This is a genomic window from Candidatus Gracilibacteria bacterium (assembly GCA_041661045.1).
GTDB lineage: Bacteria > Patescibacteriota > Gracilibacteria > UBA1369 > 2-02-FULL-48-14 > 2-02-FULL-48-14.
On record JBAZVE010000001.1, the window covers coordinates 401,114 to 412,878 of the forward strand.

Annotated in this window: 13 protein-coding genes and 1 tRNA gene; 8 read left to right on the plus strand and 6 right to left on the minus strand. The window is 44.8% G+C overall.

All coding sequences use genetic code 25. The annotated features are described in order from the left end of the window. Positions 1-152: 152 nt before the first annotated feature. Positions 153-1,034 carry a UDP-N-acetylmuramate dehydrogenase gene (gene murB, locus WC777_01795; GenBank protein ID MFA6023928.1) on the plus strand — a complete coding sequence of 294 codons (882 nt, stop codon included), beginning with the start codon at positions 153-155 and terminating at the stop codon, positions 1,032-1,034. Between the two features lie 41 nt (positions 1,035-1,075). Continuing rightward, entirely contained in the window at positions 1,076-1,528 is a 453-nt protein-coding gene (locus tag WC777_01800; protein ID MFA6023929.1) for a hypothetical protein, read from the plus strand. On the opposite strand, the gene WC777_01805 is transcribed toward WC777_01800, so the two are convergent. Next, complete coding sequence (locus WC777_01805) at positions 1,525-2,034, minus strand: PRC-barrel domain-containing protein (protein ID MFA6023930.1); 510 nt, start codon at positions 2,032-2,034, stop codon at positions 1,525-1,527. The two genes, WC777_01800 and WC777_01805, sit on opposite strands and share 4 nt — an antisense overlap. A 100-nt stretch (positions 2,035-2,134) precedes the next feature. On the opposite strand from WC777_01805, the gene WC777_01810 reads away from it, so the two are divergent. The 3 genes from WC777_01810 (at position 2,135) to WC777_01820 (ending at position 4,382) form a co-directional block, all read left to right on the plus strand. Continuing rightward, entirely contained in the window at positions 2,135-2,608 is a 474-nt protein-coding gene (locus WC777_01810) for a hypothetical protein (GenBank protein MFA6023931.1), read from the plus strand. After that, complete coding sequence (locus tag WC777_01815; protein ID MFA6023932.1) at positions 2,491-4,143, plus strand: hypothetical protein; 1,653 nt, start codon at positions 2,491-2,493, stop codon at positions 4,141-4,143. Before WC777_01810 ends, WC777_01815 begins: the two co-directional genes overlap by 118 nt. A gap of 162 nt (positions 4,144-4,305) precedes the next feature. Then, positions 4,306-4,382 (plus strand) — tRNA-Pro (locus WC777_01820). A gap of 1,582 nt (positions 4,383-5,964) precedes the next feature. Here WC777_01820 and WC777_01825 read toward each other — a convergent pair. Both WC777_01825 and WC777_01830 read right to left on the minus strand, forming a co-directional pair. Continuing rightward, a complete protein-coding gene (locus WC777_01825) occupies positions 5,965-6,453 on the minus strand; it encodes a terminase small subunit (protein ID MFA6023933.1) in 489 nt (162 codons plus the stop codon). Between the two features lie 50 nt (positions 6,454-6,503). Then, positions 6,504-6,995, minus strand: coding sequence for a hypothetical protein (locus tag WC777_01830; GenBank protein ID MFA6023934.1), 492 nt, complete (start codon positions 6,993-6,995; stop codon positions 6,504-6,506). Positions 6,996-7,068: 73 nt separating this feature from the next. On the opposite strand from WC777_01830, the gene WC777_01835 reads away from it, so the two are divergent. Both WC777_01835 and WC777_01840 read left to right on the plus strand, forming a co-directional pair. Next, positions 7,069-7,284, plus strand: coding sequence for a helix-turn-helix transcriptional regulator (locus WC777_01835; GenBank protein MFA6023935.1), 216 nt, complete (start codon positions 7,069-7,071; stop codon positions 7,282-7,284). An 8-nt stretch (positions 7,285-7,292) separates the two neighbouring features. Next, on the plus strand, positions 7,293-8,282 hold the full coding sequence (locus tag WC777_01840) for a hypothetical protein (protein MFA6023936.1): 990 nt from the start codon (positions 7,293-7,295) through the stop codon (positions 8,280-8,282). 401 nt (positions 8,283-8,683) lie between these two features. Here the strand turns inward: WC777_01840 and WC777_01845 are convergent, their stop codons facing one another. Then, the gene (locus WC777_01845) at positions 8,684-9,235 is read right to left on the minus strand and encodes a hypothetical protein (protein MFA6023937.1); all 552 of its coding nucleotides are present in this window, start codon (positions 9,233-9,235) and stop codon (positions 8,684-8,686) included. Between the two features lie 3 nt (positions 9,236-9,238). Further along, positions 9,239-9,616, minus strand: a complete 378-nt coding sequence (locus WC777_01850; GenBank protein MFA6023938.1) for a TIR domain-containing protein — start codon at positions 9,614-9,616, stop codon at positions 9,239-9,241. Positions 9,617-10,087: 471 nt separating this feature from the next. Between WC777_01850 and WC777_01855 the strand changes: the two genes are divergently transcribed. Continuing rightward, a complete protein-coding gene (locus WC777_01855; GenBank protein MFA6023939.1) occupies positions 10,088-11,143 on the plus strand; it encodes a hypothetical protein in 1,056 nt (351 codons plus the stop codon). Between the two features lie 11 nt (positions 11,144-11,154). On the opposite strand, the gene WC777_01860 is transcribed toward WC777_01855, so the two are convergent. After that, positions 11,155-11,703 (minus strand): hypothetical protein, encoded by a 549-nt coding sequence (locus tag WC777_01860; GenBank protein MFA6023940.1) that lies wholly within the window; start codon positions 11,701-11,703, stop codon positions 11,155-11,157. Positions 11,704-11,765: the final 62 nt, after the last annotated feature.

Sequence of the window (11,765 nt, forward strand, 5' to 3'; positions counted from 1 at the left end):
TAGGGCGGGGAGGAAACCGTGGACATCTGCCACCACAGCGGTGGGGGTGGAAATTCCGTGGCCAATTTGAGTCCTCATGTTTGTGCTCTTTGCCGTTAAGGTCTAAACTGTCTTTGTTTTTCCGTACTTTAGATCTAAAATATTTTTTGTCAATGGAGTTGAGGGAAGATCACAATTTGGCCCCGTATTGCACCTTTCAAATTGGAGGGCCGGCGGATTTTTTTGTGGAGGCGCGGGGGAGCGAGGAGGTTTTGGAGGCGCTGAACTGGGCGGAGGAGCGGGATCTGCCGGTTTTTGTGTTTGGCGGGGGGAGCAATTTGCTTTTTGATGATGGGGGTTTCCGCGGGCTGGTGATTCGGATGAGGTTGGCGGGAGTGGAAGTACGGGGGGAGGAGGTTTGGGCGGAGGCGGGAGTGATGATGGCGAAGGTGGTTTTGGCTGCGGCGGAGGCGGGGCTCACGGGTCTGGAAGCGTGGAATGGTTTACCGGGAACGGTGGGGGGCGCGGTGTTTGGGAATGCGGGATGCTTTGGGGTGGAGGCTAAAGATGTTCTGGAGAGTGCAGAGGTTTGGATGCCGGGCGAGGGGGTGAAAACGGTTGGCGTGGAATTTTTTGAGTATGATTATCGATGGTCGCGGCTCAAGAAAGAAGGCGGGGTGGTTTTGAGTGCAAGCTTTAAATTGCAGAGGGGAGAGCGAGGGGAAATTTTGGAGAAAATGAAGGAAATTGCGCGAAGTCGGATTTCAAAACAGCCGCCGGGGAGCAGCACGGGATCGTTCTTTAAGAATCCTCCGGGGGACCATGCGGGGAGACTCATTGAGGCCGCGGGCCTTAAGGGAAAGTGGCTTGGGAAAGCGCGAATTTCGGATCAGCATGCGAATTTTTTCCTGAATGCGGGGGGAGCGACAGCGGCGGATATTTTAAATTTGGCCGCTTTGGTGGAAAAGACCGTTTTTGAAAAATTTGGAATACGGCTGGAGCGGGAAGTGGTGTTTGTGCCTTCGGAATGAAGGTGAAACTTGCACGCGGGCTAAAAAACTGCTTAAATGGCGAAGAAATGCACTAACCCCACGCTATGCAAGTCAAAGCACTCATTCAATCCCCCATTGTCCGCGAAGTTCTTATTTTTGCCGGACTCCTGGGCGCTGCTCTTTTGGTTTCTCAACTCCTGCCCGGCATGAGTTTTGCAAACGGTTTTATTGATGACTCCGACAACCTCGACATCGTTGGTGATGCCACCAATAATGAAGGAGATCTTAAGGAGCTCATCAAAGATATTCTCAATTACTTCCTTGGATTCTTGGGCTTTGTGGCTACCGTGATGGTGATTTACGGCGGTGTGCTCTACATTACAGATGGAGGAAGCGACGAAAATGTTGGTAAGGCTAAAAAGATTTTGATGTATGCCGCCATTGGTATCATCCTCATCTTGATCTCCTTCGCACTGGTCAACACCATCTTGGGTGCCGGACTTGGTGGAGGCGCAAGCACAAGTACCACAACCGTGAACTGAGTTTTAAACAATTAAGTAAGAGCCGGGACTTGAATTTTCCCGGCTTTTTCTTTTTCCTCCGGTTCCACCGTGAGCACAATGGCTTTTTCGGTGACCGCCGAGATGTCGCTGTAGTCAAATGTCCGCTTGTCCCATTCCATCCACAGAAATTTTTTAGAAACCTCAATGGAGAGGAGAAAGCTGGTGTTCGTGTCCAAGCAAAAATCGCGCACGCGGCCCAAGCTCTGCCCATTTTTTGCCAGCACGCGCTTGTTGTTCAAAAAGGTCCGGCGCAAACCAAATTCTTGAATGCGTAAAATTTCCAGGGGAGTCGTGAACGCTTCGGGCCCACTCACTCGTATGTAGTCTTTATTCCACTGCTCGATGTCCACCGGCACTACCATTTTGGAATAACCAAGCAAGAGCCCAATGATTTGCCCCGTTTCCGGATGCATAAAAACGCCCGTCACAAAGCCAAAAGGCCTATCTTCTTCCGAAGAAATCACGGCAAGCCCGTCGAGTTGGGACCAGTGGAGCTTCATCGAGGAACATTATACTTTCGGACCCTTGAAAAACAAAGGGCGAAACACCCTTGTCGCTGAGGCTGTTTCATGGTACAATTATTGGATTTAATTTATGCCAATGGGACTCAGCGCTAACGATGTCATCGCTCTCGCACAAGAAACCAAAGCCCTTTCCAAAGAGCAGTTGGAGCGCATTTTAGAGGTGGCTCCCACCATGAGCGCCGCGGATTTGGAAGAACTCAAAAAAATGATCCTGGCCGTGCAAGCTGCCGAAATTGAAGGTATGAAAAAAGAACTCGAACTTCGTCAAAAAGTCGCCGCCGCCTACTCCGAGTGGCAGGCCGACAAAGCCCGCGCCACCCTCCAAACCCAAGAGGGTGCCGTCGCTCGCGAAGACCAAGCTCAATTTGAAATATGAGTTACGCCGGTGCTGGTGGATTTGTCTCTCCTGAGGCTTATCATGATTTCGTTCCCATGCAACGACTCGCTTCGGACTTGAAAGAACTTTCAGGCAAAAATTACCCTCCTGAATTTCTTAAAAAGTTTACCGAAGAGAATCCTGAGGTTTCTGCTGCGCTACAAAAGATTGTAGCGTCACAAAAAGAGAACCGAACCGCTGACCCTGCTTTGGCCGAGGCCTTAAAGGTTTTGGATGGAGATTTGGATTTTGTCCAACTCCAAAAATACAATGCCATTCTTAAGGATGTCGGTTTTACTGAAGGAGGCTTGGTTGAGGTTTTTAACGGTAGGGTTCTTATCACCATACCTTGTGATGTTGGTGGACCCTTTAAAATCTCGTCCATGGGTTCCCATGGCTGGTTATTGGATGGAGTGTCTTACACTGCAGATCGTGATAATTTGGCTTTATTAACACAGGCGCTTATTGATGCAAAGTCACTCAAATTCACTTTAGAGAAGGCAAGGGAAAAGCGTTTGCCACAAACCGAGGTTTTATTTGAGAAGGCCATGTTGCCCAAAGCGCGCCTGTGGGCTTCTGTCGTTGTAAATCCAATCTTTGCTTTGGAACGCGCGGTCCAGAGGGGGTTTTCACTACGCCCTGATGCTCCAGAGCGTTTACGCGCTATGGGACAAAAGCGTTGGATCAATAGCTTTTCGGGCGGAGCCGGTTCTTCCTCAGAGGTCTCGTCTGACGAACCTCAAGCGACAGAGGGAGTGGCTCGAACAGGAGCGTCAAGTGTGGAACGGAAAGAAGTCCGACAAGAGGAAGCAGCCTTTGCGGCGAAAATGCAGGGGGAGGGGTGGAAAAAGTATGCGACTTTAACGGATAATGCTGAAGAAGGTGGGAGTATTGTTGTGAAACTTCCTACCGACAAAAATGAGCCTAACTACTCTGACTATACAAACAGCCGTATTCACGACTTTTTTGGTGGCAAATCACCGGTCAAGGTGCTCTCGGCTTCAGAGATGGAGACCTACGATATTACTGTGAATAGTAAACCTGTTGAATGGGGCCCTGATACAGACTACCCAGATGGAACTTGGCTTGATGCAAGCACCAAAACTCGGGTTTGGGCAGAGAATGGGACCAAGATTGAATGGAAGAAAAAGGGTCTTGTAAGTGCGGAAGCTCCGGCGGCTGCAGCAGGAGGGGCAGTGGCTGCAAATGCTCCTACAAAGGTTGAGTTTTTGGATGATGGAGGTGCAGATGCCTCTGCAGAAAAAATTCGGGAACGGATGGAAAAGTCCTTTTCTTATTTGACGCGGACAGATGGAGTTTTGACACAGAAAGCTACGGCCTTGAAAGCAGTTAAAGAGAAAATCGGGAAAAAATCTCTTTTTAGGACTGCAAGTAAGGCTGAAGATCTTGATTTGGAGGCACTTACCTTGGAGAGAGACATTCGACTGCTTAAAGATGACCGGGCTAGGGTCATTGCCTTTGTTAGAGAACAAACAAACACTCCTCTCTACGCCACTTTGGCCGGGAATGTGGCCTTGGCGGATTTGAGCAGATGGGGACTGGAAAATCCACACGAAGTAACCGAAGTCATGATCGCCTCAACCACTCCTGAGGCTCCCACTAAAGTAGAGATTGGCACCGGGCCAGCCGTGCTTGCTTCGAATGATACGGCATCGGCTTCTACTGATGCCTGAAGCTTTGCTCGTTAACTGTGCGCACGCACAGATTTTGCTTCGATTTGTGGCTTAAGAAAGCCGTTTAATTTTTGGGAATGGCTCAATGGGCGCTGTTTGTGCTTGTAAGTTTCTCGGCGAGATTGACCCGGGCGGGAGTTTTGCTTATACTCCGCTTTGCTCTTAGGAGCTTAGCGTCGGGGTATAGCAAAGTTGGCTATTGCGCTCGGTTTGGGACCGAGAGGCCGCAGGTTCGAGTCCTGCTACCCCGACCATTTAGGACTTTTGCATGTTCTTCAAACTCCTTGAATGGAGAATTTAGGCTGTACGAAGCCACTTTCTTTTCTTTCACGGTGAAGTTCGAGAAGAGTTTTTTGATTAAGTAGTCTTTCTTTTCTAAAACTTTCTCATTTCGCAACCGTAAGCCAAAATCTTTGAAAAGTTCTACAAATTGATCGTAACTTAAAACCTCGGCGTTTTGCTTTTTCTTTTTCTCTTGGAGAGTTGCGAGCTGGGACTCTAACCCCTCCTGTTGCGTTAAGAGCTTGGCTATTTCCGATTGGTAAAATTCTCTCACCAACTTGTCTTTTACTTCTTCCGCCATATTCATTCTGCTTTGAATGCGCCCGCTCAATTGTTTGAGACTTTGGCGTGTTGACTGCTCTTGGGAAGTCAACTCCTCAACTGTTTTCCTATTCACCCTATGCATTTCTTTTTGATAGTGCTGATAAATTTTTGCCGAGGTGAAATCATGCTGATCAAGAAATGTATCTACAAAATCTGTGATGATATGTGCGCGCACGGATTTGTTATGAAACGAACATTTAGGAGTTGTGCATCGGTAGAAAAAATACCGTTTGTCAGCTTTGACCTTGTGGGTTATATTCGGCACCATCTTTTTTTCACAATGACCGCAGTAAACAAGGCCTCTTAGAAAGTCAGCATGAACCGACCCTTCTTTGAGGTATCGCCCTCTTAAACGGAAGCTACGCTCCACCTTTTGCATCTCATTTAACCGTATGAACTCTTCGGGTGTAATCATCGGGCAAAACCCACTTGCTTCTACAAGGTTAATGACCCTATCCCCGTAGCGGAGTATCCCCGCATAAATCGGGTCTTTTATAAACTCGGAGACTCTTTTCTTATTCATCGTATAAAGCTCATCCCCTCGTAATGTCGATTTTTTGTAATGATTCTGATTTAGGTATTCGGCTATCTCATCAAGGGACTTTGCATCTAAACGCATTTTTAATGCATTTTGGATTAGGTCAAAATTGGTTCCGTTGGGATGCAGCTCTTGATTTTCATCTTTACGGTATCCATGCTTATTTCTCCCCAAATACTTTCCTTCGTTGGAACTTCTGTTAACACCTCGCAGTACGCTCTGACTCAACGCCTCTGAATACTGTTTAGCAATTACGAATGCAATACCCAGCATAACCTTGCCAGAGACGCTATTCTCAAAGTTAAATGCTACAAATTTCAAATCTCTGATCACCCCCTTGTCTAGAAGATCAATTACCTCTCCCGCATCTTTCATGTTTCTGGAGAGCCGATCAGGATGCCAAGCTAAAATTGCATCGTATTTCCCAGCTTTAATGTCTGCAATCATCTGATTGAACTTTGGCCGTGATTCTGAATTCTTGGCCGAAGCCGCTTCTTGAATTTCTTCTACTACGTTAAGACCCAGTTTTCTTTGCAAGATACGGGCTTCATCCACTTGATCACCAATTGAACGCACCTGCTCACCATCTTCTTCTCTGGACTTGCGGGCATACAATACATAGCGTGGAGGTTTTTCCTCTACCCCTTCTGATTCTGGAGTCACAAAACTTTTTAAGAACCGTTCAAAATCTTTTAATTCCATGCCTTTATATTATTCCACTGCCTCGCATACGGAAATGTTCATATTTGTTTACGTTCTTCACTTTGCCTGACTGCTTGAATGATACTGATGTTCACTGGATAGGTTGGCATCGTTGGTTCTTGAAACTTTGGATTAAACATACCGATATGTTTTCCAAGTAGTTCTAAGGCCTTCAATGCTCCGTAGGCATCTATCGTCCACTGTTCGGCACTTCTTCCCACTGTCTTTCTTTCAAGGCATTTTAGGACGATTTCTTTGAGATTTTCGATGATATAAGTTTCGTCGTAAAGAGCTTGGCGTTTCCTCGCTTCAAAATGTTTCTTTAGACCTGTTTGAATATATGGGTCGTCCATGAGTAGAGAGCCACGGGTTCTTGCTCCATTTTCGCTATAGCCTGCCCGTACAGCGGCTTTGGCTTGGTTGAAGTCTTTTAGATACTCTTCTACGAAAAGCTCTTTTCTGACTGTGGTCGTGCTCATAACAGTGTCGGTAAAATCACTGATATTTTACGCTTCTGAACTGGGAAAGTTTACTCCGTCTGTATGTCCACATACTCCCAAGCTCCAAAATCGGACGGGTCTCCACCTAAGAAACGGAGTTGTATTGTGTAGTAAGTCCGAATCATTGCCCCAAAGCCATTTTGTGAGTCCACATAGGAGTAAATCGTATAAACATCTGCCTCCTTACTCACCGTGTAGGGGTCGTCAAACATGGTTGAAGGGAACTCTGCTGTGGTTGGAGATTTGAGCGTAGCCTCCACAAAGTGTTTGGCCATTAAGTAAGCCTCAAAGTCCGATGCCTCTGTTCTGAATTCTGGTGTGCTACTTGGTTGATTTACTCCCATTTCATCAAGAGCCTGTCCAAGCATGCCTAGAAAGAAAATAACCAGAAAGATCACGAGAGGGACGGCACAGCAGTTGGAAATACTTTGCTTTTGTCCACAGTGTGAACACTTGGTGGCCTTCTTTGGTATCTCTTGAAGACAAGCCTTACAAGTTTTCTTTGTTTCGTGGGTAGTCATGGGATAGGGAAATAGATTTGCCTCACTATATCCCATTTTGGGTTATCCGAAAAAGGGATTTAGCATTCTTTCCATGAATAGCCTCCACTCTAAGGAGTACCGTGACCTCATAGATAAACTCACCAAAGCTCGCAGAGATGCAGGTTTTACGCAGGTTCAAGTTGCAGACCTTTTAGGGAAACCACAGTCTTTCGTTTCCAAGGTTGAAACTTTCCAGAGACGGATTGATGTGCTTGAATTAAAGAAGTTGGCTAAGGTTTATAAAAAGAACCCCAACGACTTTCTCTAAAAATTCTCATGGCAAATCTCTTTGTTCTGGCGTTGCTACTATCTCTCGTCGCTCTACCAGTGGGTTTAATCAAGCCAGCGGTTTTTCAGAAGATCGTCAAAAAACTGATGGGCAAGGATGCGACTCGCAAAAATGTCCTTGGTAGTCTGGCATCCCTTGCTTTGGTGAGCTTCATTGGTATTGGCGTGACTGCTCCAACTCCTGTTCCAGAAAGTGATGTGGAAGTTACTTCAACCGAAGAAGTTCAAGCGATTGAAATGGAGAAGCCGACTTTGGAAGAAACTGTTGAGAGTGAAGCTATAACAAGTGTCAGTTCCGAATCAAAGGTCGAAGAACAGGTTCAAACTACACAGCCAGCGGTGAGTGAATCAGCTACGATAGTCCAACCAGAAACCACAACAACGACCCAATCTTCCAGTGAAGAAACTTATACTGTGGAGGAGGTGCAAGAGCCTATTTATGAAGAACCCGAACCCACTTCTTGGTACACTTGCAGTTCAAATACTTATAATTGTTCCAGTTTTTCTACTCACGCCGAAGCCCAGTCTGTTTATGATGGGTGCTTAGCCCAAGTGGGCTATGATGTGCATGGATTGGAGGGAAATGATAACGATGGATTGGCGTGTGAAAGTTTACCCTGAAAACAATGGAGCTTGAGTTATGTCCATGCTCGTCAGGCTTGCCCTATAAAGATTGCTGTTTTTTGAAGTTTGATGCAAATGGGAATCGTTTATTTGACACTGGCCATAGGCGTGGCGATGCCGACGGCAACTGGTATCCGATGCCAAATATCCAGATTGCGATGACCCTTGGGGTTAAAGTTAATGATAAGTTTCGTGAGCACGCAGAGTCGATTGTTAAAAGGTCTAAACTGCCACAAGAGAGGTACACAGATTTTGTTAATGCGTTTGCCCTCTTTCTTGCTTCATACAGTGGGTTTATCCAAGAAGTCTCAAAGCCTCATGGTACAGGTGCATCTTTTAGTGTCGACTCGATAGAAGGCAGAGAAACTTGGAGAAAGTTTCTTGTTAATGGAAGAATCCTTATCGATTTCATTGGTAGGCATACATGTGCCGCATTGAACCTTAAACAACCGCTTGGAAAAACTTTCAATCTAGACTCCATTGACTCTTTGATAAAGATTTTGGGAAACGAAGGAAGAAAACGCCCAGAATTGCTGCTCATCAAGGATAAACTGCTCCAAATCAGACCTTCTCTTAAAACCTTCATCGATTTAAGAAACCTCGAAAAGTTTTCTGGAGACACAATCGTGGAATTCCCCGCAGTTCACGAAAAGGGTATTACAAAGGATGGCGTAGTGAGGACTCAAGAAGCAACATACCCAATGGTTCACACTGCTGAAAGTGCTTATAAAGCCATATGCCTGCTCGTAGATTTGCTACTGGGCATTTCTTGAAAGATGTTCAATCCAATCAATCACGCTTCCGAAGGCTCCGCCTAGTTCTTCGGCAAAAGTTAAAAGGGTGAACAAAATATAGCAGGCAAGAAACAAGTAAGGGACGAAGCCTTCCAGATGAGAAAAAGGTAAGTATCTCCCAGCATTTCTCCCTTTTTCAAGAATGCTCCATTCAGTTCTATAGAGTGCTAGGGGAAGTTTTTCTTCCACTTGATGGAGCACTGTAAATTTGCCCGTGTTCATTTGTCGATAGGAAAGAATTGTCCTAGCCCATACGAAACAAATGAGAACGCCCAGAATCAAGACCAATAATTCAATGTTTGCTGAAAACTCCTCCTTAACAAAAAACCCCAACGCCGTCATCAAGAAGGTGTTTAACGAAAGAAAAAAGGTGTTAGCCCGTTCTCTCCTTTCACTGATTTTATCTATTCCCTCAACATAAATTCTATACTGCTCAAGAACGTGCTCTCGATACTGATGCCCGTACTTCTTTTGGTCAGCAGAAAATAGTTTGATTTTATTCTTGTTCCTCATGCTTTATCGATTGCCATTGAGTAAAAGCCCCACATTTTCCCAAGTCCAGCGATATCTTTTAAGTCCTTCGATAGCAGGACAAGTTTTTTCCTTGTATCCAACGATACTTACAACTGGGACACCAGCCTCTCTTGCCATTTGGATTTCAGCTTTTACGCCAGAACAAGTGTGAGTTTTCTCTCCCAAGATCACGATTACTAAATCACACTTTTTGATCTTGATTAGACATTGTTCCTTCCAAGTTCTTTCATCCCAAGGTACTTTCACTGACCAGTCTTCTAGCTCAAAGGGTGTATCAGAGTTACGCCCATGTGCTACGAAAGCATCCCTTAAAAACTGGTCATTCTCGAAATCAAAGCTAATAAATACTTTTTTCTTCATGCAACGAACGTTAGCACAAGTTATGATTCAACAAAAGAAGGACTCAACCAAGTATGTAGGTTCGATGAACGTCGCCCTTATTACTTTCTTCGTCCACTGAAACCGAGATTGACCACATTCCCATCTCTAGCAACGGCCTGATTGGGGCTTAAATTACTAGGAGTTGAAGAAGGTTTACTCGATGTTGGAGTTCCTTGTCCTTGGAGAGCTTGAGCTACATCTGTTAGTGCGTCTTTTCTTCCAACCATATGAATTTTTAAGGATGGCTACATCGTAACATCATTTAGTTTTCCAGTACACACGAGCAGGTCACCCCTCAAGAATTGCTCCATTTCGATGTTGAACTTATCGAGGCTTGCGTAGGTACGTTCAAGTAGTTCAAGATTTTGAAGTTCTACTTTAGTTCCTATCCCCCGACCATCTTGACTGGTACAGTACATTATTGTATTATGCCCGTCTTAAGCGAGGGCTATGAAAATTTCAATACCCAGTGGTTTTGGTGAAAGAGATTTGGTCTCTCCATGGACAATGCTGTTGGGAGATGATCAAGATGTGACTTGGAACTCTACAATGAGGTTTGCTGAACAGATGACTGCTGCCGAAAGGTGGCTGCGAAAAGTCCTTGAAGGGCTCAGTGATGTCCAAGTGATTGAAGGGGCCTGGGATAGTAGTGATGTATCCATAAGCTCTCCCTTTAAGCCAGATGACTTAGTAGACCAAACCATATTCGAAGGAACAACTATAAGGAAACCACGAACAGTTCCTTTACATGAGTTTTTGCAACACCCTCGATATCCTGTTGTAGCAAAGGACACAAAAGCTAACGAAGGTCACTGGAAATTTCTCATCAAAGATGAGAGTGGTTTGGATACATTTGTGAATTTTTTGAGAACCAAAGGGTTCCCTGTCAGTCAGTTTGTCTTTCAAGATTTTATTCAGCAAGACAGCCATCGTTCTTATGTTAGCTCTTATAGAGTCCTTGTTGGTGCAACGGGTCAAATATTTGCCGCGGCTTTGATATGTAGAGATAAATCAAGCAAAGCCTCTGTTTTACCAGATGATCCTTTTTCTGAACTGACGCAGCCAGACTCAGATTGGTTTTTAGGGGGGCAGGAGTTTTGCTCGAATGTAGCACAAGGAGGCAGAATATTTCCTCTTGAGCCTGCTAGACAACCTGATCGACCAGTGGATTGGGAAGAGGTTTTAAAAGACCATAGTATTGATACGCGTAGGCCAGTATTACCAGAGCAAATTGAAGAAGTTTCAAAGAGAGTTGGACGACTTGTAGCACCGCGAACTGACCTAGTTTTGGGAGTCGATTTCATGACCGATCAAAGTGGAAATCATTGGTACTTAGAAACGAACTCAGGCCCTGGACTGGCAACATATCTCTATGCTCATAAGCGTGGCTTTGCTCAGACCTTACATCTTGACCCTTTCAAAGCCATAACGGTTGAGGCCTTGTTTGCTTTGGGAGTAGATCTAAGGTCTCAATATCCATGGAGAAACAAACCTTACCAATTTTAAAAGATACGGCGCTAGCAGATATAAAACAAAGCCGGAATCCCAAATCCTAAGATGAGCTCAAGTGGTTTGTGTCTTTTTAGGAGTAGGCGTGAGTAAACGACGAGTGGAATCGTAAGAAAAATCAGCGGAGATAAGTTGAAATCTTGAACGAGCGCAAAACACAAAATTGTGATTAAAGCGACATGGATGCTCACTTTAATTTTAAAGTTAAAGAGAATGAGGAGTGTGGCTATTGCCAGTAATCGGCTAAAATCATAGAAAATTTCTTTTGTTGAGAACAAATACAGATAAATAATCGAGAGCATTAACCCAATTAGAGTAGCATAGTAGAGTGGGTATCTTTGAATGCGTTTACTGACATCAAAGTCCGATATCCTTTTCGTTTTGTATAGGTAAAGAAAGTATAAGAACGGCATTACAAACGATAGTCCCAGTACTGCCAAAAAGGATGATAATTGATCCCACTTAAAGTAAACAACTGTGAGCAAAGGAAATACAAAAACTGGATGTGCAATGAACGAGATTGCTTCGCAGATTTTGACTTTTAGAGCTTTTTTCATATTGATTACAGTTTAACTATTTTTACAGGAAATCAGCTCTGAATAAAACCTACTCTTTGCCA